The organism is Klugiella xanthotipulae (assembly GCF_006716695.1).
Taxonomy (GTDB): domain Bacteria; phylum Actinomycetota; class Actinomycetes; order Actinomycetales; family Microbacteriaceae; genus Klugiella; species Klugiella xanthotipulae.
This window is the reverse complement of record NZ_VFPN01000004.1, coordinates 1-22,048: the sequence shown is the minus strand read 5'-3', so window position 1 is coordinate 22,048 and position 22,048 is coordinate 1. Positions and strand designations below refer to the sequence as shown.

Here is a 22,048-nt window from a genome sequence, read left to right as displayed (position 1 = left end):
CGTGCACACCACCGCCGTGCACACCGGCCGCTAAACTCACCTCATGGCCAGAACTCCGCTCACCGTCAGTCTGCCCGGAAACACCCTGCGCGACCTACTCAGCCCCGCGCCCACGGGGGTTGAACTGCTCCTCTGGGACCTGAAAACGCCACCGCCCGCCGCGCACATCGACATCGTCGTTCCGCCCTACATGGGCACAGAGAGCGTACTCGGGTCCCTCAGCGCCGTCACGACCCAGCTGGTGCAGAGCCAGTCCATCGGCTTCGATAATGTGGCGGATGCGCTGCCCCCCGGCCACCGCTTCGCCAACGCCAGCACCGTGCACGAGGCATCCACCGCCGAACTCGCGGTGGGCCTGATCCTCGCAATGCAGCGGGGCATCCCGGACGCCGTACGGGCAGCCGATGCGGGCCACTGGGCCCCCCAGCGCCGAGCGAGCCTCGCCGACCGCACCGTATTAATCGTGGGCTTCGGCGGCGTGGGTCAGGCGATTGAGGAGCGGCTGCTACCGTTCGAAACGAGCGTTACCCGGGTGGCCCGCACCGCCAGGGAGACACCAACCGGCCCCATCCATCCGATGAGCGAGTTGCCCCGCCTGCTGCCGCACGCCGACATCGTGGTGCTCGCGATGCCACTCACGGCCGAGAGCACCGGCATGGTCAACGACGCGTTCCTCACGGCCATGGCAGACGGCGCGCTACTCGTCAACGTGGCCCGCGGCCCCATTATCGACACGGATGCGCTGGTCGCCCACCTACACACGGGTCGCCTCCGCGCGGCCCTCGACGTGACCGACCCGGAACCGCTACCCGCGGAGCATCCGCTGTGGTCCTGCCCCGAGGTCCTGATCACGCCGCATGTGGGCGGGGCGACCTCGGCGATGATGCCGCGGATGGCCCGGCTCATTCGACAGCAAATTGAACTGTTGCAGAGCGGGCAGGAGCCGGTGAACGTGGTGATTGACGGGCGGTAACCGGCATCAATAGTGGCGTGCCGAGAGACATCCAACAGCCTGTGGTCTACCTCGCGCCTGAATCCTCACCGGTGTGGATCTGGCCGCGCCGCCCCGACATACCGCCGACGTCGCTGTCGCTCACACCAACGGGCTGCGGGTATTGCAATGCCCCAATATGCGTATACACTTATGTGGTCTGACCACATCATCAGGAGTATTCACATTGGACGACGCGCTGCTCGACGCCGAGCCGGCCTCAGCCGGTAATATCGCCGCGCGCTCCGACACTGCTACCGATCCCACAACACCCGTCGCTCCTCCCCCGCCCGCCGCGACCGCCAAAGCCTGGGAGACCGTGCTCGCACACATCGAGGCGCAGCTGGCCGCCGGCATCCTCAGCCCGGGCGACCGCCTACCCGGCGAGCGCGCCCTGGCCACCGGTCTGGGCGTGGGCCGCTCCTCGGTACGCGAGGCGCTGCGCGTGCTGGAGGTGCTCGGGCTGATCCGCACGCAGACGGGTTCTGGCCCGTCCTCGGGGGCGATCATCGTGGCGCGCCCCTCCGGCGGGATGAGCATCCTGATGCGGTTGCAGGTCGCTGCCCAGGGGTTTGCGGTGGCCGACGTGGTGAAGACCCGGCTCGTCCTGGAGACGGCGGTGGCGCGGGAACTCGCCGAGACTCGCGCCCACACCGCCGCGGCCCGCGAACTGCTCGACGCGATGGGGCGCGGTACCCTCACCGACACCGAGTTTCTGCTTCTCGACGCCCAGTTTCACCTGTCCCTCGCCGAGGCCACCGGCAACGATGTCCTCACCGCCACGATGGCCGGGCTGCGCAGCGCGATCGAGGCCTACGTGATTGATGCCTCCGCGCATGTGCCCGATTGGCCCCGCACCATGCGGCGGTTGCAGCAGGAGCACCGAGATATCCTCGCAGCCATCGACGCGGGCCGCCCCGGCGAGGCCGCCGAGCGCGTCGCCGCACACATCAGCGGTTACTACGCTGAGACCCGCATCACGGATGCTGGTCACCATCACACGTCCCCCACCACGTCAGATAGACCCCCGGAGATGGCCCCCCACTCGACACTGGCATCTCACCCCGCACTCGCTCACCCCACCACTACGTAAGGAACACTCATGGTTGAACGCCGTTTCCCCAATCCCCGCGACCTCGCGCCGCTGATGCAGTTTAAAATGCCCGAGCTCAACGGCCGTAAACGCCGCCTGGATGCCGCCCTCACCATCGCCGATCTGCGCGATATCGCCAAGCGCCGCACCCCGAAGGCCCCGTTCGACTACACCGACGGCTCGGCCGAGGCCGAGATCTCGCTGGGCCGGGCTCGCCAGGCGTTCCAGGATGTCGAGTTCCACCCGGCCATCCTGCGCGATGTGGAACACGTCAACACACGCAGCACCGTCCTCGGCCAGGAGGTCGCGATGCCGTTTGGTATCGCACCGACCGGGTTTACCCGCATGATGCACACCGAGGGGGAGGTCGCCGGGGCTGGCGCGGCGGGTGCGGCCGGCATCCCGTTCTCTCTGTCCACGATGGGCACGTCCTCCATTGAGGATGTCAAGGCCGCAAACCCCAACGGCCGCAACTGGTTCCAGCTGTACATGTGGAAAGACCGGGATCGCTCGATGGCCCTCGTGGAGCGTGCCATCGCCTCAGGCTTTGACACCCTGCTGGTCACCGTGGACGTGCCCGTTGCCGGTGCGCGACTGCGGGACAAGCGCAACGGGATGTCGATCCCCCCGGCGCTGACCCCGATGACCGTCATCAACGCGCTACCCCGCCCGTGGTGGTGGGTGGACTTCCTCACCACCGAACCGCTGTCCTTTGCCTCGCTCGACCGCTGGTCGGGCACCGTCGGTGAGCTGATCGACTCGATGTTCGACCCGACCGTCACCTACGAAGACCTGAAGTGGATCAAGGACCAGTGGCCCGGCAAATTTGTGGTCAAGGGAGTGCAGACGCTGGACGACGCCAAGCGGGTCGCTGACATTGGCGTGGACGGCATCACGCTCTCCAACCACGGCGGTCGCCAGCTCGACCGAGCCCCCATCCCCTTCCACCTGCTCCCCGAGGTGGTTCGCGAGATCGGTAACGACACCGAAATTCACCTCGACACGGGCATCATGTCGGGTGCGGATATCGTGGCCTCGGTCGCCCTGGGCGCCCGGTTCACGATGATCGGCCGCGCCTACCTGTACGGCCTGATGGCTGGCGGGCGCGAGGGGGTTGACCGCGCCATCGAGATCCTGTCGGGGGAGATCATCCGCACCATGCAGTTGCTCGGGGTCAACAGCCTCGACGAGCTCACCCCCGGCCACGTTACCCAGTTGCAGCGCCTGGCACCGCGCGCTGTGGCCCCCGAGGTGGCGGCCGCAGCCGCCACCACCCGCGCACGCACGTAGCGCTCCCCACGCCGCGTGTCCGGGGTGGCGGTGCTTGCCACCCCGGACACGCACCCCGCGCCCTCGCGCCCCCGCTCTGAGCCCCCGCCCCCAAGCGCCCACTCCGGGTGAGAAAACCTCACACATCGACGATTATTTCCCGGTCGTATGCACAAAACTCACCCGTTGCCCCCCACCAGGCCAGAGCCCGACGCCACCCGCCACTACGCTGAGCGCGCCTCACACATCCCCGGCGCACTCATCTGGCGAGCCCAATCACCGGCCCTGACCGAGCGTCTCATCCTGCCCGACGGCTGTATGGATATTCTCTGGGACGGGGGCACCCTTGTGATTGCCGGACCAGATACTCGGGCACACGTTTTTGCCTCCGCCGCACCCAGCACCATCATCGGTCTGCGCTATGCACCGGGGATACTGCCCCTCCTCCTCGGCACCCCCGCCCACCTGCTCGTCAACCAGCGCGTTCCCCTCGCAGAGGTCGCCCCTCGCCCGCTCACCGACGCCCTCCTGTTGGCCGTTGACGGTGCCCGCGCGCCCGGCCGCGCCCTTGAGGCCGCCTGGTTGCCGCTCCTGGGCGAGCTCGGCGCAACCGAACGCGGCTTCCCCCGTGAGGCACTGCGTCTCACCCGCGCGGGATATGGAGCCGCAGCAGCCGCACGCGCCCTCAACCTCTCCGAGCGCCAGCTATACCGCCGCAGCATCAACACGTTTGGCTACGGCCTGCGCACGCTCGGTCGGGTACTGCGGCTTCAGGATGCGGTAGCGACACTCTCCCGCACCCCCGGCATCCCCCTGGCACAACTCGCCGCTGAGGTTGGGTACACAGACCAATCACACCTCACGCGGGAGTTCCGCAGCCTGGCGGGGGTGACACCGGGCGACTACCTCGCTTCGCACACGCCCAACTACCCCGCCGCAGCGCCACCCGGCAGTGCCGCAAACAGGTCAACCGCGTTACCGTCGGGATCAAGCACGGTGGCGTAGCGCTGACCCCAGAAGGCATCCCACGGCTCAACGTGACCCTTGTGTCCGGCGGCAATAAGTGCTGTAAATGTCTCGTCAACCTCGGCCGGAGTATCGCAGGCGAAGGCGAGCGCGAGCCGGTGACTTCCGGTGGGGGCCGTCCAGCCGGGGTCAAACGATCGAACCGTCTCGACCGTATCCCAGCCGATACGCACGCCGGGAACAGCCTCAATCTCCACGTGAGACTCCCCCTCAATGCCCTCCGGGAGGGGGAGCCCCACCAGCCGGTAGAACGCCAGCGAGCGGGCGAGATCGTGAGTCACAATGCCGATGAAATTGAATAAAATTGCCATACGGCCAGGATATGTGGCACCTCCGACACTGCGATAGTACGTTTCGGACGCCCGCTTCCACCCCCGCTCACCACAATCCGCCAAAAAATAGTTTCCTTTTTGCGAGATATTTTGATGATTCACGCATCTTATATAGTGATGGCCGCGTTAGCCCTCCTATCCCCCCCGGGGCGGCCGACGCGGCCATTCTTCTTATGGGCCTTGCGCTGGCGGGTCTGAGCCGTCTTCTGTGCGACCCACCGGCCCTCACAGGTGCGAATGACGACCGAATGTCGGTCCCTCCAGGTATCCTCAAAGAGCGTCACAACCCGTGAGCTCACCGCCCCAACCCCGAGGATCCCATGACCGCACTGCGCCTGGTTGACAGGGTACCCGCAGTACCCGCCGAGCCAGCCGTCGCCGAGTTTTTTGCCGGTATCGGCCTCGTCCGCCTCGGCCTCGAACGGGCGGGCTATCGGGTCGTCTGGTCCAACGACATCGAACCGAGCAAGCACGCCATGTATGCTCAGCATTTTGACACGGAGACCGAGGCTGCTGCGGGAACCGACCACACGTTTGCCCTGGGCGATATCACGCACGTTACCGCCGAGCAGATCCCCGGCCCACTCGCACTCGCATGGGCCTCCTTTCCCTGCACCGACCTATCGCTCGCCGGTGGTCGCGCAGGGCTGGACGGCTCTGCCAGCGCCACCTTCTGGCACTTCACGCGCATTCTGCGAGAGATGGGCGAGGCCCGCCCGGCCGTCATCGCCCTCGAAAACGTGGTGGGGTTTGCCACGAGCCGCGGTGGGGATGACCTAGCCGCCGCCATCCGCGAGCTCAATAAGCTGGGCTACTCGGTGGATGTGATCACACTCGATGCCCGGCGCTTTGTACCGCAATCGCGGCCCCGCCTCTTCCTCGTGGGAGCGCTCGCGCCACCACGCAACGCCGAGCATCCTCAGAGCGAATTACGACCCGACTGGCTGCAGGCCGTTTTTGGCGACCCCACCCTCCGCACCCACCGGGCCGAGCTGCCCGCGCCACCACCACCACTCACCGCAGGCCTGGGCGAGATGGTAGAGAAGATCAGCCACGCCGATGAGCGCTGGTGGGATGACACCCGCCTAACCGCCTTCCTCACCTCCCTCTCCCCCGTGCAGGCCGAGCGCGTTGAGCGCCTGCGACGCGGTCGCGTCACCTCGTATCGCACCGCTTACCGCCGCACCCGCAACGGTGTTGCCGTGTGGGAGGTGCGGCCCGACGATATCGCCGGTTGCCTCCGCACCGCACGCGGCGGCTCGTCCAAACAGGCCGTCGTGAAGATCGGTCACGGCCGCGTGCGCGTGCGGTGGATGACCCCACTCGAATATGCGCGCCTGATGGGGGCTGGCGACTACACCCTCGGCACCCTGCGCAACAACCAGCTCTTCTTCGGGTTTGGGGATGCCGTGTGCGTCCCTACCGTGGAGTGGTTGGCCCGCAACTACCTACGTCCCCTCAGCACAGGGACGCTCGGCTCGGCCCCCGCGTCGGGCAGCAGTTCCGCCCCCGCACCCCTCACCGCGGTGAACAGCGGTGTCTGACCAGCCGTCAGGAGAATTAGATTCGGGAGAGCCAGTGTCACACGAACCGGTTCCGCGTAAAGGTAGCCTCCCCGCCACTGATGTCCAACAGTTTCGCGCCGCCCTCAAATCCGTACTTGACGAGTGCGATGCACAGGGGCGCTGCTGGGGCGACAGCCCGTGGGGGGTCTACGCGTTCTATGACTACGATGGCGAGCCCATCTACGTGGGCCAGACCAACGAGAAACTGCGTGTGCGTGTGCAACGCCACCTCACCAATCAGCGCACGGATGCCGTGGCGATGCGCATCCTCGATGTCTTTGAGGTCGCAGAGATTGAACTGTGGCCGCTCTGGTCCCTCAGCGGAAAGCCCACGACGGATGCCGCAGCCCGCTCGCAGCTCAACACCGTCGAGTACACCGCTTACCTCCAGGCCATCGAGCACTCACGCTTTCAGGCGATCCTCAACGAGAAGATCCCGCCCGTCTCTACCCGCGGCGAATTGCCACCCTCGCTGCGGCGGCCGCTTATCTCCGCCGAGATGCGGGCCGACCGCGGGCACCCCGATATTCGCATCGCCCGCCGGGCCGAAACAATCTCGCGACTGTCCGCCGTAGCTCGGGAGCGGGGGGAGGTATCGGAGGGGCTACGACGCGTGTTGGTCATCCAGGCCATCCGCCTCGCCTACCTGTCCGCAGAACGCCTCGCCTACGTGACCGGCCGGACCAGGCCCGATCCTGCGGCGATTGATACCGAACGGCTCATCGGGTCGGTGCTGTCGGAAAGACCAGTGCTGTCGGAAGGACCAGTGCTGTCGGAAAGACCAGTGCCAGCAGAAAGACCAGTGCCAGCAGAAAGACCGGAACCAGCAGAAGACCCAGCGCTCTTTGACGCGCTAGAGTTCTGAGACCTCCCGCACCGCGCCGACGGTTAACGGCACTTTGCCGCCACCGCCACCTGCGCATCCGTGGGTCGCCCGTAGAGCAGATCACCAGCCCCGTTACCCTGGAACCCGTGGCTGAAAGCCCAGGCAGTCGCCCACATCTCATTATCCTGGTTGAACGTGGGTCCACTGAAGAGCGGCCAGCACTGTGGAAGCACCGCAACCGCGTGGCCCACCTCGTGCGCCACGAGCGCCTTCACGCCAGACTCACGGGCCCACATCTCCGCAACGCTGTACGAGAAGTCGATGGTGCCGAGACCGCCGTCCTGACCGGTGGCCGAGGTGTAGCCACCAAAGCTATAAGCGCCACCCCAGCCAGACACGACGGGTGCCCAGTTGAAGTCCAACCGCAGCCCGAGGGCGAGCGAGTTGGCGTACCCCTCCACCTCAGCCCTCGTGGGGTACATCGGGTCGGCTTTCATCGCCTCACGTGCGGCGTGGGCCGCCTCGAGCGCCTTCGCGGCGGTGATGTAATCGCCAACAGCCGACGGGAGATCGGTCACCGCGGTTGCGCTGGTCAGCGCCTCCCGAGCCGTATCCAGGTCAATCCGCGTGCGGAAGCTGGCCGAGGGGCTGGCGGCCACGATCTCGTCGGCACGCACCTGCGTCCCCGCAGTGAGGGTCGCCACCGCCGCATTCAGGGGGTAATCTGCCGTCGCCAACGCCGTCATCCGGGCATCCACCTCACCGGCCACGCTCGCCAGGTCATCGGCGGACCGCTCAACCCGCTGTGCTGCCTCGTTCAGCTCAGACGTATCGGTAGGTTTCGCGGCCGTGGACGGAAGACCCGTCAACGTGGCTGCCAGATCTGGCCCGGCGGTCGCCAAGATGGCGGAAACGTCCTCCTGTACCGCGGCGAGGTCGGCAGCGGCCTCAGCGGGCACGTAGGCGGGCGCGGCTGCGGCGAGCGAGAGCGTGATGTTGTCAACCGTTTCCTGCGCGGCTGCTTCAGCGTCGCTCAGGTCGGTGCGGACATCCTCCACCCGGGTAACGGCGGTATTGAGGGTGGCAGCGGCCTGGTCATAGCGATCAGAGGCCGCGGCGTGCAACAGGTTCTGCACAACAAAGGTGGCGCCCACGCCAATAATCACGAGTGACGCCACCAGGATCGGGATGCCCAGGGCCACAAACTTCTTGACGTTGCGCGACCGACCGGTCGGCATCGTCGCCGCGGGGTCCACATAGGGGGCAGGGGCATTGGGGTTCATGAACGGGACCGCGGCATTGATCCTGTGCGCCGAGCCCGAACCCGAGAATGGAGGCTGTTGGGGGGCAGGTTGACCGAGGTGGTGCTGCACCGGATAGGGGTGCGATCCGAGTTGCGGCCCGGGGTGTAGCCCGGTAGCCGGCCGGATATACGGCTGCGCGTACTGCTGCCCGTACGGCTGCGCGTACGGCTGCGCGTACGGCTGCGCGATGGGAGGCGCAATGGGAGCCTGGGGCCCGACCCGAACGTTGCGCTCAGTGGAAAGCTCCTCCCGAACGTTCCGCTCAGTGGAAAGCTCCTCCCGAACGTTCCGCTCGGTCGAAAGCTCCTCACTCACGTTGCGCTCCGTCTCGGCCGGTCCGACAACCCGCCGCTCGGTAGTCCCCGCCCAGCCACCGGGGGGTGGCTCCTCTTCGCGGGGCGCGTCACCAGTGTGGGAGTTTTTTCTCATGAGTACAGTATGCCCGTTAGCCGGTACGCCCAAATCTAGAACAGGGTGTCGGTGAGCTGGGCGGGGGTACCGAAGCGATGAGCGGCAACCGAGATCACCTGCTCCCGCACGAAGGGCAACAATTCGAGTCGCCCCGCGTTGGTCACAGGGTTGGCGTACACACTCACCCCCGGATGCCCGACCACACTGCGCGCCAGCCGGTCGCGATCTCCCCCCAACAACCGGATGCGCCGCACCCCCGGCACTCCAATGGCCAGCCGCTCGTACCAGTCGTCGTCACTCTCGATGCTGACCGGCACGTCCTCCTCGGCCAGCACCGCCATGATGGCGGTGGGCAGCGGGCGGGCAGAACTCACCGTGAGCGATGCCCGCGCCAGGGTAGCCGCGGCAAGCACACGCAGCAGATCGGTGAGGCTGCCGTCTGCGCACATGCGCACCTGCGCATCCGCGGGCCAGTAACGCAACAGGTTGCGCTCGATACCCAGCCGCGAGACGTCGCGCACCCGGCCAAACTCGGTCCCCCACAGCAGGGCATCGCTGAGCGCGGCGCGGCGCAACAGGTCGAACTCCTGGTAGTCGAGCGATAGCTGGGCCGCTTCGATCAGGGCGGTGACCCCGGTGGATAACCCACGCAGGTGCAGGGTAGAACTTTGCTCTCCCTCCAGTGACTCCCACTCGCCCAGGGCAAATAGGTAGTTGGGGCCGCCCGGAGCACCGCCCGGACCCACCCGCGAATGCTTCCAGCCACCACCGGGTCGTCGTTCCACAACGGGAGGCGTGATCGCACGGTTAACATACAGCGTGGCGGCGTGCACATTATCGACCCAGACGCCGATCTCTTCAGCGTCGAGTGAGTGCAGGCCCGCCGTGAGCCCGGACCCCACCGCGTTATGAATCTCAATGGCTTCGGTGAGGGTGAAGGCGTGCAGGATGCCCACCACGGGCACCGCCGCGCGGTTCAGATGCAGAGTGGACCCCTTACGCACCCCGGCCTTAACCCCCGGAGACCAGAGCGTCCCCTCCGCGTCAACACGCTCGGGCTCAACCAGCCAGGACTCCCCACCGGCAAGCACCGTGAGAGCGTCGAGCGCCGCGCCGGTGGCCGGTTCACCGAGCGGCCCCACCTGAGTGGCGGGGTCGGTGGGGACACCCACTCGCAGCGCGCGTACGGCATCCTCTAATTGCCGCAGAAATCTCTTCGAACGGGCCATGCTACCCACCAGAATAACCAGGCTCGCGGCCGAGGGGGATTGCCCGGATCGGCCATAGGCGCTGGCCACAATCTGCGTCACCGCCTGGCTCACATCGGCACTCGGGGTGACGGTGATCGCGTTGACCCCGTCGCTCTGGGCTAGAATTCGGGACTCTGGATGCTGCCGCTCGTGCGCCCGAGCTTCCTCCCAGTCTCCCCGGAACAGCAGCCGGCCGACGCCCGGGTGACTAAGCAGGTAATCTCGCAGCGCAGCATCCTTCGGCACGCCCAATCCGCACAGTTCGCGGGGCACACCGGCCTCCCAGAGCACCCCGGCAAGCACGGCGGCCGAGCGTTCGGCCCGGCTATGCGGCACCAGCAGCACCCCGCTACCGGCGGCGAGTGCAGCGAGGACACCGTCAGCCACCGCCGCAATGGGAGACTCCCACGAGGCAGCCACCGCAATGAGCGAGCAGGGCAGGAATCGGGCACCGACCGTGCTGTGGAGCTCGGTGCCACGGGCAGCGTAGTAACGGGCGGCATCGACGGCGTAGCTGACCTCGGGATCGGCATCCGCAATGGTCATCCCGGTTTCGGCGACCATGACCTCGACGAGACGGTCACGATTGGCGATGAGGGAGAGGGCCACCCGGCGCAGGACGGCGGCGCGCTCGGCGACGGGCTGGGCACCCCACCCGACACCGCGGGCGGAGACCCGGGTAACCGCGGCATCTGCCTCCTCAACGGTGTGCACCACAGCTGCCACGACCCCTTCCGAGCCGATAGTGCTGTCACCAACACGCCCAAGCACCCCGGCTGCCCACTCCCGGTTGGCGGGGATCGAGGGGTCGGTGTTCGGCTCGTGAGCAAGGCCGGTGTGTGAGACGACGGGGATCTGGTCCGGCACGGCCGCGGGTTCGAGCACGGGTTGCTCGTCGGTATCGCCCCCCGAACCACGGGTGAGCCCCAGCACAGCCGCAGTCAGACCACCGGCCTCCTGGCCCGGGTCGGTGAGGTCGGGGGTGCGGTAGTAGAGGGGGCTGTCGCGGTCATCCTCGCGCCACTCGGTTTGCCGGTTTTGCGTGCGATTCGTGGACGGTAGCTCACCGTCGAGTCGGGAGATGGAGTCGAGAAAACGGTTGCGCTCCCGCTCAAAGAGATCGGTGTCGTCCTCGATATCGGCGATGGCCGAGAGGAAGTTTTCACTGTGAGCGCTCTCGTCGAGCTGGCGCACCAGGTAGCCGACGGCGGCCTCAAACTCACTCGGCTTGACCACGGGTGTGTAGACCCGAATACCGCCCACCGTCTTACCGACGGCCCGAATGTGACCGGGGGCCATCCCGAGCAGCACCTCCCACTCAACGGGTGCCGAGGTGATGCCGTGCATCTGGGGCAGATCCCCGCCCGATATAGTGTGCGGCGCAACGACGGTGGTGCCGTGTGGGCCGAGCAACGGGTCAACGATGGCCCCGGCCGACAGATTGGAGCGCACCGTGAGCACATCGCGGCGGGATGCGAGCAGCCACGACAGCGCGATATCGAAAAGGTTATGGCTGGCCACTCCGACGTGGACCGCATCGACGTGCTCGGGGCGCAACGCCCACTCCAACATCCGCTTGAAATTGGCGTCGGTGTCGATCTTGGCGGAAAAGGGCGCGAGTGGCCAGCCGTTGAGAGTGGAGTCCACCCGCTCCATCGCGAGGTTAGCCCCCTTCACGATGCGCACACGTACGGGGGCACCACCACTCGCCACCCGCTGCTGTGCCCACTCGGTCAACTCAACAAGGGCGTCGTAAGAGTCGGGCAGATATGCCTGCAAGGTGAGACCGGCCCCCATGCCGCGCATCTCGGGGCGATCCATCAGCCGACGGAAAACGGCAGTGGCCAGCTGAAGATCGCGATACTCTTCGGCATCCAGGCTGAGGAAGGTACCCGTGCGACCGGCGTGCTCCAGGAGGGGGATGAGGCGGGCCACCACCCGGTCAACGGCCTCCTCCCAGCCCCACATGGTGAGATTACTCGCCACGGAAGACAGGGAAAAAGACACAAAATCAACATCCTCCCGGTCACACAGTGCACGGATGTTCGCCACCCGGCGACGCGCCTCGGTCTCGCCCAGCACAGGCTCGCCGAGCATCGTGATGTTGGGCCGCGAACCCGCGGAACGGAGCCGCGTGAGCGCACGGGCGAGGGGGTCGGGGCGGGCATCCGGGAGCGGGGCGGGACCATCTGCGGGGGCATCCACCACGAGGTGACCCACCAGGCGACGGAGGGTGCCGCGGGCGAGCGGGATGACCGCCCAGGGCAGTGTGAGCGAGGCAACCCCGCCGGCGCGCACGGCGAGACGCAGCCCCAGCGGCAGGAATCCCGGGGCCCGGGCAGCGAGCCGGTTAAAGTTCACGGCGGCCACAAACGGATCCTCGGGACGGGCAACACCGTCAACAAAGTCACGGGTAAAGGACAGGCCTCCCTCCTCGCCGAGAAGGCCAGCGAGCAGACGCGCACCCTCACCGCCCTCCACCGTGCGGGCATCAGCGATTCGGCTCTCGGATAACCAGCTCCGCACCAGGTGAACGGCGTCGGCAGCAAGGTCCTTCGGGAGAACGGGCTCTGCTCTATCTACCATGCGTCCAGACTAGGGCGCGGTGGCCGCGAATGGCACACCTGATGGGCAGTTGTGGAGAACACTCAGCTGTGCCCGGGCTGTGGAGGGGCGGTGGCTACAGGCTGCTCTCACCCGGCAGCCACAGACCCTGAACACCATATTTCTCTCTCCGTGGAATCAAGACGGTAGGATACTAACTATTTGATCCCCCCTCCCGAAAGATTTGCTATGCAGCCTAGAGGCGTTCTCCACCATCCCCTCGCCGCCCGACGCGTCACCGTGGTCGGCACCCGCCAGGTCGGCGGTGGCCTCCTGCGCGTCACCCTCCGCGGTCCCGAATTGGACGGATTCAGCGCCCTCGGCCCCACCGACCACATCAAACTTTTTCTGCCAGACCCGGCAACAGGCGTGCTCCACGCACCGTGGATCACGGATGACGGCGGTCTCCAGCGGCCCGATCACGGCGTCTCCATCTCCCGCGACTACACCCCGCTCAACCACGTTCCGGCCACGGCAAACGGTGAGGCCTCGATTGACATTGACTGTGTCCTCCACAAGAATCCCGGTCCCGCTACCCGCTGGGCGGCCCAGGCCGCACCCGGCCAGGAGGTTGTCGTGGTCGGCCCGCGCGGCTCGGTGCTCGCACCGACGGCCACCCCCCATGTGGTCCTCATTGCCGACGAAACGGCGCTCCCCGCCGTCTCCCGCTGGCTCGAATTACTCGACCCGGAAACCCGCATCACCGCCATCCTGCAGGGTGAGGACGAGTCGGTCGAAGACTACCTGACACCCAATCAGCACGCGCGAGCGGCCATCGAGTGGCTCTACCGCGAGGATGGCCCCGGCCAGGTGTACGAGGCCGTACGCTCACTCACTCTCGACGACAGCACGTACGTGTGGGCGGCCGGTGAGGCCACCGAGCTCATCCCCGTGCGGCGTCACCTGCGCCGCGAGTTAGGCTTCGAACTGGATCAGATGTCGGTACAGGGCTACTGGAAACGCGGGGTAGTGAACCTCGACCACCACGCCCCCATCGACGAAAGCGACCCGGAATAAGGGCACCCACCGGGTCGCCGAGCAGGCCCGCGACCCGCACACACCGAGACATCCCGGATACCGCCCCCACCCGTGCCAGAATTGACGGGATGGCCCACCAACCCGGTACCAAACGCGGACGCCCTGGTTACGACCAGCACTCGATGCTCGTTGTGGCCGTCGAGGCGTTTAACGAGTTTGGCTACGATGCAACCTCAATCGGCACGCTCGCCGCGCGGCTCGGCACCTCGAAGGCCGCCATCTACCACCACTTCTCCTCCAAGGAGGAGCTGCTGGAACTCGCCCTCGACGAGGCGCTGACAGCGCTGGAGGGGGTACTCGGTGACGAGCAGGCGGACGAGGGAACGGCATCCGACCGACTCGCCCTGGTGGTGCGCGGGGCGGTGCACGTGCTCGTGAACAAGCTGCCCTACGTGACGCTGCTGCTGCGTGTGCGCGGCAACTCCGACGTGGAGCGCAATGCCCTCGAACGGCGCAAAAACTTTGACCGAGCCGTCACCCAACTGCTGTCGGAGGCGCGAGCCGAGGGCTCCATCCGCAGCGACCTCGATCCGAGCGTAGCCGAACGCCTGCTGTTTGGCATGATCAACTCCATCGTGGAGTGGTACAAACCGAAGAGCCCAGAGGATGCGGCCCGCCTCGCCGACGATGTTATCGCCGTAGCCTTCGACGGGCTCCGCGTCCCCCGCTAGCCATCCCTATATATAGGGGTTGGGGATGCGCACCGCACGCACCCCCAACCGGCCCGGTTCCCCGGCTACACCCACGCCCCCTCTTTCGCCACCAGGGTCAGCACGTCGTAGGTCGCGACCGTCTCGTCGTTCTGGTTGTGCAGCACCGCATCCCAGCGCACCTCGCCGTACTCGTCAGTCACCCGGGGGGTGATCTGCTTGGCCGTGAGAGTCACCCGGATGCTGTCCTCGGGCGAGACCGGCGTGAGGAAACGCAGATTTTCGAGGCCGTAGTTCGCAAGAACAGGCCCCGGTTCCGGGTCCACAAACAGGCCTGCTCCCCAGGATACGAGCAGGTAGCCGTGGGCAACGCGGCCGGGGAAGAACGGATTCGCGGCCGCAGCCTCCTCATCCATATGGGCGTAGAAGGTATCACCGGTAAAGTTCGCAAAGTGCTCGATGTCGTCGAGGGTCACGGTGCGCAGACCCGAGACCACCTGGTCACCGATGGCGAGATCGGCGAGGCTCTTGCGGAACGGATGCGTGCCCGTGTTGGCGGCCGTCGCCCCCGCGTGCCACACGCCCGTCACGGCCGTGAGCAGATCGGGCGACCCCTGGATCGCCGTGCGCTGCATGTGGTGCAAAACAGCGCGGATGCCACCCAGCTCCTCGCCCCCGCCCGCCCGCCCAGGCCCGCCGTGCACCAGGTGCGGCACGGGCGATCCGTGCCCGGTCGATGTGCGCGCGTCGTCCCGGTCGAGCATCAGCACGCGTCCGTTGTAGGCGGCCATCCCGGTCACCAGCTCCACCGCGACCGCCGGGTCATGTGTAGCAATCGAGGTGACCAGCGAACCACCACCCCGCGCCACGAGCTCCACGGCCTCCGCAACTGTCTCGTAGCCGAGCACGCTCGACACGGGACCAAACGCCTCGATGCTGTGGACGGCATCCGCCCGATTATCCGCAAAGCGCAGCACAATCGGCTCCACATAGGCACCCACGCCCGCCCGGGGCTCTACGGTACCGATAACCACCTCGCCACCACCAGCCACCAACCGCCCCGCCTGCGCGAGCACATCCCCACGCTGCTCGAGCGAGACGAGCGGGCCCATGCTCACCCCCTCGGCACGCGGGTCACCCACGACAATACGCTCAGCTATGCGAGTGGCCAGGGCCCCGATCAGGTCATCCACCGCGCCATTCGGCACGATCATGCGGCGGATGGCCGTGCACTTCTGCCCCGCCTTCGAGGTGATCTCGGCGACGGCCTGACGCACAAACGCGTCGAACTCGGGGGTGCCAACCACGGCATCCGGGCCCAGTACCGAGGCGTTAATCGAGTCGGTTTCGCTCGTAAAGCGCACACCACCGGTGAGCACGGCGTCGTGCGAGCGCAGCGACTCGGCGGTCGAGGCCGAGCCGGTGAAGGCCACCAGGTCGCCCAGGCGCAGGTTCTCAAACAGGCCGGGCAGCGCGCCCGAGACCAGCTGCAGGGAACCCTCGGGCAGCAGACCCGACTCCGCCAGGATCCGAACGAAAGCTTCCGAGACGTAGCCGGTGGGGGTGGCCGGCTTTACCAGCGTGGGAACGCCAGCGAGGAAGGCGGGCGCAAACTTTTCGAGCGAACCCCACACCGGGAAGTTGAAGGCGTTGATCTGCACGGCGACGCCCGGCAGGCGCGTGTATATGTGACGACCCGAGAACGAGCCGTCCTTTGAGAGGGGCTCAACCGGGCCATCCAGGTACACGGTGGTGTTCGGCATCTCACGGCGACCCTTCGAGGAGTAGGTGAAGAGCACGCCGATGCCGCCGTCAATATCAACCATCGAGTCATTTTTTGTGGCACCGGTTCTACTCGACAGCTCGTACAGTTCAGACTTGCGGGCCGTGAGAGCCTGGGCCATCTGTTTGAGCAGCAGGGCGCGCTCGTGGAAGGTGAGCTGCCCCAGGGAGGCCTGGCCAACCGTGCGAGCGTAGTGCAGCGCACCGGCCAGGTCGAGCCCCGCGGAGGAGACGCGCGCAATCGGTTCGCCCGTGGCGGCATCACGCACGAGGCGGGCACCGGCATCCGTCTCAGGGGTGAACCAGGAACCCTGGATGTAGCTGGGAATGATGGTGGTCATGGTAATTCTCCTCAAAAATTATTGGCTAAGCTCGTCGCAGATGCGCCCGCCAACGGGGCCGGGCGCGCGCCGAACCCTTGGAAAGGGGCCAGTGTGTCGAACAGTGACTGGAAGATCGTGCTCGGTGAGCTCGAAAAAAAGATGGGTGTTGAAATCCTGGAGGAATCCGGGAATCGGGTCGTGGCCACCATGCCCGTCGAGGGCAATCGGCAAGCATTTGGCCTGCTGCACGGGGGTGCCTCGGCGGCGTTTGCGGAGGCTCTCGGCTCGTGGGCTGCGATCCTGCACGCCGGGCCGGGCACAACGGTTGTGGGTGTCGACCTCAACGCCACGCACCACCGCTCGGCAACCGGGGGCACCGTCACCGGCGTGGCCACGGCCATCAGGCTGGGCCGCACACTCGCCAGCCACGAGATCATCATCAGCGACGACCAGGGTCGGCGGCTGTGTACCGCGCGAATCACCAACCTGATCGTGAGGGGCGAGTAGCCCTCCCGCCGGAGCGGGGTGCCGACCGGATGTGCGACCCCCGGCTGGCACCTCACCCCTCCCCCCACTCGTAGAACCCGCGGCCCGACTTGCGGCCCAGCTGCCCCTCCGCCACGAGCGCGCGCAGCAGCGCGGGCGGTTCGAAGCGCGCACCCAGCCGCTCGTGCAGGTACTCGGCGATGCCGAGACGCACGTCGAGACCGACAACGTCGGTGAGCCGGAGCGGCCCGATCGGGAACCTGTAACCCAGCACCATCGCGGCGTCAATATCCTCGGCGGAGGCGACGCCCTCCTCGAGCATCCGGATCGCTTCCAACCCAATCGCCACGCCCAGCCGGGAGGATGCGAACCCGGGGGCGTCGTTGACGGTGACGGGCGTCTTACCCAGCGCCCGCACCCAGCCTTGCGCGCGCACCACGAGCGCGTCGTCAGTCGCCGCGCCGCGCACCACCTCGACCAACGCGGAGGCGGGGACGGGGTTAAAGAAGTGCATTCCGAGGAAAGTTTCCGGCCGAGCAAGGTTCCCCGCGAGGTCATCAATCGAGATAGAGGACGTGTTACTCGCGAGCGCCGCGCCCGGGGCGAGCACCGCCTCCACCCGCCGCAGCGACTCCAGCTTAAGCACCGGGTCCTCCGGCACGGCCTCCAGTACGAGCCCGCAGTGACCGAAGAGCGCGTCATCGGTGTCGGCGCTCAGCCGAGCGGCCACGGCGTCGCGATCCTCGGTCATCGTGCCACGCGCAACCCCCGCATCCACGGAGGCCAGCACGCGGGCTCGGGCGGCAGCGGCCTCGGCTGCGTTGCGCTCAACCACCACCACCTCAGCCCCCGAGACCAGGAACGCGTGGGCGATCCCGGCACCCATCCGGCCGCCACCGAGCACACCCACCCGCGGCGGAACACCCGTCTTCTCCGGTGCGATCATCGCTTTTTCCTCTCAAGAAACTCGGTCATTCGCCGAAACTTCTCGGGCGATTCGAACAGTTCGGCCTGCGCTGCCAGGTCCACGGCGGGATGCTCCTCCCGGGCCGCGTGGAACACCGCCTTGGTGTGCCGCGTGGCGAGCGGGTCCTGCCGCGCGATGCGGTCGGCCAGCGCGTGCGCGGCCGCGAGGAGTTCGTCGGCGGGGTGAATCTCGGTGACGAGATGGGCGGCACGGGCCTCGTCGGCATCCAGCACCCGACCCGCGAGCAGAATCTCCTTGGCAAGCGGCTCACCCACAAGCTCGCGCAGTCGCCAGGTGGCCCCGGCCGCGGCGATGATGCCGAGCCCCGTCTCCGGGTTCCCCATTTTCAGGGCGGGTGTGCCGATGCGGAAGTCGGCGGCGTAGGCGAGCTCGGCTCCCCCGCCCAGCGCGTAGCCGTCGATGGCCGCAATCACGGGCATTGGCAGCGCGGCGATCCGCTCAAAAGCCCGGGTGTTGATGCCCGCCAGGGCGTCAGCGGCCCGGCGCTCACGTAGCTGCCCGATATCGGCCCCGGAGGCAAAGACGCCGCCCGCACCCGCAATAATGAGGATGCGCGGCGATGTCTCCAGCTCGGCACACACACCGTGCAGTTCCTCAATCATCTGCCGGTCAATCGCGTTGCGCACCTCCGGCCGGTTGAGAAGAACAACGTAGCGGTCATCGCGCCGCTCCACGCTGAGGGCGGCCATCACACACGCTCGACGATCATCGCGGAGCCTTGGCCCACGCCCACGCACATGGTGGCGAGACCGTAACGGGACTCCTCGCGGGCCATCCGCCCCAGCAGGGTAACCAGGAGCCGCGCCCCGCTCGACCCGAGCGCGTGGCCCAGGGCAATCGCACCGCCGTCGGCGTTCACGCGCGCCGGGTCGAGCCCGAGGCGACGGATGCACGCGAGGGACTGCGTCGCAAACGCCTCGTTGAGTTCAACCGAGCCCAGGTCGCCCACCTCGAGGCCCGCGCGGGCAAGCGCCTTCTGCGTAGCGGGCACGGGGCCCATCCCCATGATCTCGGGGGCAAGCCCCACAGTCACACCGGTCACAATGCGCGCACGCGGCACGAGTCCGTAGCGTTGGACCGCTGCGCCGCTCGCGACAAGGAGGGCTGAGGCTCCGTCGTTGAGGGAACTGGCGTTGCCCGCCGTCACCACGCTGCCGCCGGGCACCACGGGCCGCAACCCGGCGAGGGCCGCCAGCGTGGAGTCGCGACGCGGACCCTCGTCGAGGAGCACCTCGCCCGAACGGGTGGGCACCCCCACGATCTCGTCCGCAAAGCGGCCCGCATCAAGTGCGGCGGTGGCGCGCTGCTGGCTGGTGAGGGCGAAGGCGTCGGCGTCCTCACGGCTAATCCCCTCCACCCGGGCAACCTCCTCGGCCGTCTCCGGCATCGAGAACGTGGCTTTATCGCGTGCGGCGAGGCGCGGGTTGGTGAAGCGCCATCCGATGGAGGTATCAAATTGCGGGCCGGGTTTGGCAAAGGCGCGCTCGGGTTTACCCTGCACCCAGGGCGCACGAGTCATCGACTCAACACCACCGGCCACGATCACATCGGCGTCCCCCGCCCGGATCGCCTGGGCGGCCATCGTGATTGCGGAGAGACCCGAGGCGCACAGCCGGTTCACCGTGATGCCCGGGATGCTGTCGGGCAGCCCCGCGAGCAGGGTCGCCATCCGCGCCACATTGCGGTTGTCTTCACCGGCCTGGTTGGCGTTGCCGAGAATCACCTCGTCAATGAGATCTGTGTTGAAGAGCGGGGAATCGGCTTGTGCGCGACGCACGGTCTCGCCGATGACGAGCGCGGCCAAATCATCCGCCCGAACCGTGGCGAGGACCCCACCGTAACGTCCCACCGGGGTGCGGGCACCGCCCACCAGAAATGCCTCTGCCATGTTTTCTCCTTGACCGCGCTGTCGATGGGATGAACGTAATAATTACCGAACGTTCGGACAGTAATTGTCTCAGGGATGCCCCGCGGGTGCAAGCCGAACCGACACGCGCGACCGACACGCGCGGGCCGCACCGGCTCTCGCCGCGCAACAGCATGAAGTTATCCACAAAACGGGCTCTCCGTTTTGCAACCTCAGAGAGGCTCCGTTACGCTGGGGATGTTTTATGTTGGGTGTGTGTGCCTGGCGTGCTGGTTGTGGGGGCGTTACCGAGTTGTTCGGTGGTGCTCCTTTTTTTTGTTTTTTGTGCGGTGATGGAGTAGGGATATGACGTACAACATTGGGATCCGGGAAGAAGAGGTTCTCACGGCTATTCAGAAACTCCGAAATGCGCAGGAAGATCTCGCGGCGGCGTATCCTGGTCCGCCGCCGAATCTTACGTGTGCGGCGGATCCTACGGCTACTCAGGAGCTTGACGATACGTTGGACTGGGCGATGGTGCAGTTGAAGAAGCGTACTGATGGGTGGCAAGGGTATCTTGCGACTCAGGCGGATAATATCAAGGCCACGGTTGAGGATCTTAGTGCTCTTGATGAGAACTTTGCGCATGAGTTGCGGGTTGAAACGGAGTGGGTTGAGGGTGTCGTGGCCGCTGTGGTCCCGGTGTCTTCGCCGGTGGCCGGGCCGGGTGCGGCTCCGGGTGGTGCGGGCGGTACTGGTGCTGCGGCACCTGGTGCGGGCACCGGGCCGGGTGTGGTGTCTGGTGGTTCGGGGCCGGGGGCGGCTCCGGGTGGTGCGGGTGGTTCGGGGAGTAGTGCGTCGTCGGCTGGGGGCGAGGGGTGACCCGCCCCTGGAGGGTGGGGGTGCGGGTGTTTGGTGCCGGGGTTGTGGTCGCGGTGCTGGGGGGTGTGGGGCTTGTCCCGGCTGCGGCGGAGGGCACTCCCGGGCTCTGGTACTACGACAATTATGGTGTGCAAGAGGCTCATGACAGTGGGTTCACGGGGCAGGGTGTCACGATCGCTATTATTGACTCGCCTTTGTATCGTGAGATGCCCGCTCTCGCGGACGCGAATATCACGGTGCGTGAACCGTCTTACTGCGATCTTTCCGATACCCCGGGAACGCGTGCCCCGGCCACCAGCAGTAACCCGGAAGAGGCCAGTCACGGAACCGAGATGACCATGTTTATCGCGGGTAATGGGGATGGCGGTGCGCCCGGGGTGCAGGCACCCCTCGGCGTCGCACCGGATGCCCAGATCAACTACTACGCGGCTTTATTCCGCAACTTAGATTTTGGACCTGATTTTAGTTCAGTTGCTGATTGCTACCGCGACAAGAAGGGCGCATTCCAGGAGGCCTTGGCTGAGGCGATTACGCAGGCGGTTGATGATGGGGCAGACATTATTTCCATGTCACTCGGAGCGGGTGCTACTCGTCCGGTGGTTCAGGCGGTGACCTACGCGTTGCAGAAGGGGGTTGTGCTCGTTTCGGGGACCTCGAATGATCTGGTCACCGCCTCGGGACTCTCTACGCTCAATGGCGTTGTGACTCTGCAGGCGGAAACGCCCGCGGGTGCGATTGTCGCTAACTCCGCGAAAGTGGATCCAGCGGTGACCGTAGTCGGTCCCGGTGGAGACATCCTGACTCTGAATCGTTCGTGGACAAGTTTTGGGACGAGTTCGGGAACGTCGATGGCGACCGCGATTACGTCGGGTTTCTTGGCCCTGGTGAAATCAAAGTATCCAGAGGCCACGGGAAACCAGTTGTTACAGACTCTTATTCGTAATACCGGGAGTGAGGATCATGATCTTTTCTTTGATCCCGCTGGGTATTGGGGGTATGGGTCTGTGTCGTTGCAGCATATGCTTCGTGTTGATCCGACGCAGTACCCGGATGTGAATCCTCTTTTCGACAAGGATTTCGGTTCTCCGTTGTTTGAGGATGTTTTTGGGGCGTCCGCGCAGCCGACCTCGGCCGCGCCTGCGGGTGCGGTAACTCTGCCTGATCTCTTGCTGTGGGGTGGGGTGGCGGTTGGCGGGTTGGTTGTTGTTGCAGCGGTCACCACGGTGCTTATCCTTCGAAACCGACGAAAAACGACTCCCACGACTCCCACGACTCCCACGACTCCCACGACTCCCACGACTCCCACGACTCCCACGACTCCCACGACTCCCACGACTCCCACGACTCCACGACTCCCACGACTCCCACGACTCCCACGGAAA

18 protein-coding genes are annotated in these 22,048 nt (G+C 66.4%); 11 read left to right on the top strand and 7 right to left on the bottom strand.

What is annotated here, in order from left to right:
- Positions 1-43: 43 nt before the first annotated feature.
- The 4 genes from FB466_RS12525 to FB466_RS12510 all read left to right on the top strand — a co-directional run bounded on the left by FB466_RS12525 (position 44) and on the right by FB466_RS12510 (position 4,358).
- Positions 44-973 (top strand): 2-hydroxyacid dehydrogenase, encoded by a 930-nt coding sequence (locus FB466_RS12525; RefSeq protein WP_141918791.1) that lies wholly within the window; start codon positions 44-46, stop codon positions 971-973.
- Positions 974-1,178: 205 nt separating this feature from the next.
- Complete coding sequence (locus tag FB466_RS12520) at positions 1,179-2,084, top strand: FadR/GntR family transcriptional regulator (protein WP_246054668.1); 906 nt, start codon at positions 1,179-1,181, stop codon at positions 2,082-2,084.
- Positions 2,085-2,093: 9 nt separating this feature from the next.
- Complete coding sequence (locus tag FB466_RS12515) at positions 2,094-3,374, top strand: alpha-hydroxy acid oxidase (protein WP_141918786.1); 1,281 nt, start codon at positions 2,094-2,096, stop codon at positions 3,372-3,374.
- A gap of 165 nt (positions 3,375-3,539) precedes the next feature.
- Positions 3,540-4,358 carry an AraC family transcriptional regulator gene (locus FB466_RS12510; RefSeq protein WP_141918784.1) on the top strand — a complete coding sequence of 273 codons (819 nt, stop codon included), beginning with the start codon at positions 3,540-3,542 and terminating at the stop codon, positions 4,356-4,358.
- Here FB466_RS12510 and FB466_RS12505 read toward each other — a convergent pair.
- A complete protein-coding gene (locus FB466_RS12505) occupies positions 4,280-4,690 on the bottom strand; it encodes a VOC family protein (RefSeq protein ID WP_141918781.1) in 411 nt (136 codons plus the stop codon). The two genes, FB466_RS12510 and FB466_RS12505, sit on opposite strands and share 79 nt — an antisense overlap.
- Before the next feature lie 341 nt (positions 4,691-5,031).
- On the opposite strand from FB466_RS12505, the gene FB466_RS12500 reads away from it, so the two are divergent.
- Entirely contained in the window at positions 5,032-6,255 is a 1,224-nt protein-coding gene (locus tag FB466_RS12500; protein WP_141918779.1) for a DNA cytosine methyltransferase, read from the top strand.
- A gap of 34 nt (positions 6,256-6,289) precedes the next feature.
- The gene (locus FB466_RS12495; protein WP_141918777.1) at positions 6,290-7,141 is read left to right on the top strand and encodes a GIY-YIG nuclease family protein; all 852 of its coding nucleotides are present in this window, start codon (positions 6,290-6,292) and stop codon (positions 7,139-7,141) included.
- A 23-nt stretch (positions 7,142-7,164) separates the two neighbouring features.
- Here FB466_RS12495 and FB466_RS12490 read toward each other — a convergent pair whose 3' ends face one another.
- Together FB466_RS12490 and FB466_RS12485 are read right to left on the bottom strand one after the other, a co-directional pair.
- Positions 7,165-8,835: a hypothetical protein gene (locus FB466_RS12490; protein ID WP_141918775.1), complete on the bottom strand. Its 1,671-nt coding sequence runs from the start codon at positions 8,833-8,835 to the stop codon at positions 7,165-7,167.
- Between the two features lie 35 nt (positions 8,836-8,870).
- The gene (locus FB466_RS12485; RefSeq protein WP_141918773.1) at positions 8,871-12,653 is read right to left on the bottom strand and encodes a bifunctional proline dehydrogenase/L-glutamate gamma-semialdehyde dehydrogenase; all 3,783 of its coding nucleotides are present in this window, start codon (positions 12,651-12,653) and stop codon (positions 8,871-8,873) included.
- Positions 12,654-12,860: 207 nt separating this feature from the next.
- On the opposite strand from FB466_RS12485, the gene FB466_RS12480 reads away from it, so the two are divergent.
- Entirely contained in the window at positions 12,861-13,688 is an 828-nt protein-coding gene (locus FB466_RS12480) for a siderophore-interacting protein (protein WP_141918771.1), read from the top strand.
- 89 nt (positions 13,689-13,777) lie between these two features.
- Positions 13,778-14,380, top strand: coding sequence for a TetR/AcrR family transcriptional regulator (locus tag FB466_RS12475; protein WP_141918769.1), 603 nt, complete (start codon positions 13,778-13,780; stop codon positions 14,378-14,380).
- A gap of 65 nt (positions 14,381-14,445) precedes the next feature.
- Here FB466_RS12475 and paaZ read toward each other — a convergent pair whose 3' ends face one another.
- The gene (paaZ, locus tag FB466_RS12470) at positions 14,446-16,482 is read right to left on the bottom strand and encodes a phenylacetic acid degradation bifunctional protein PaaZ (RefSeq protein WP_141918767.1); all 2,037 of its coding nucleotides are present in this window, start codon (positions 16,480-16,482) and stop codon (positions 14,446-14,448) included.
- A gap of 141 nt (positions 16,483-16,623) precedes the next feature.
- Here paaZ and FB466_RS12465 point away from each other — a divergent pair, with 141 nt between their 5' ends.
- Positions 16,624-16,971, top strand: a complete 348-nt coding sequence (locus FB466_RS12465; protein WP_170206050.1) for a hotdog fold thioesterase — start codon at positions 16,624-16,626, stop codon at positions 16,969-16,971.
- 52 nt (positions 16,972-17,023) lie between these two features.
- Here the strand turns inward: FB466_RS12465 and FB466_RS12460 are convergent, their stop codons facing one another.
- The 3 genes from FB466_RS12460 to FB466_RS12450 are packed head-to-tail and all read right to left on the bottom strand — an operon-like array spanning position 17,024 to position 19,826.
- Positions 17,024-17,896, bottom strand: coding sequence for a 3-hydroxyacyl-CoA dehydrogenase family protein (locus FB466_RS12460; protein WP_141916685.1), 873 nt, complete (start codon positions 17,894-17,896; stop codon positions 17,024-17,026).
- Positions 17,893-18,627: an enoyl-CoA hydratase/isomerase family protein gene (locus FB466_RS12455; RefSeq protein WP_141916683.1), complete on the bottom strand. Its 735-nt coding sequence runs from the start codon at positions 18,625-18,627 to the stop codon at positions 17,893-17,895. The genes FB466_RS12460 and FB466_RS12455 overlap by 4 nt, the downstream gene beginning before the upstream one ends.
- Complete coding sequence (locus FB466_RS12450) at positions 18,627-19,826, bottom strand: acetyl-CoA C-acyltransferase (protein WP_141916682.1); 1,200 nt, start codon at positions 19,824-19,826, stop codon at positions 18,627-18,629. Before FB466_RS12450 ends, FB466_RS12455 begins: the two co-directional genes overlap by 1 nt.
- Positions 19,827-20,150: 324 nt before the next feature.
- On the opposite strand from FB466_RS12450, the gene FB466_RS13535 reads away from it, so the two are divergent.
- The gene (locus FB466_RS13535; protein WP_170206044.1) at positions 20,151-20,666 is read left to right on the top strand and encodes a hypothetical protein; all 516 of its coding nucleotides are present in this window, start codon (positions 20,151-20,153) and stop codon (positions 20,664-20,666) included.
- The coding region (locus FB466_RS12440; protein ID WP_141918765.1) for a S8 family peptidase at positions 20,663-22,048 on the top strand (1,386 nt) is incomplete at its 3' end. The genes FB466_RS13535 and FB466_RS12440, both read left to right, overlap by 4 nt.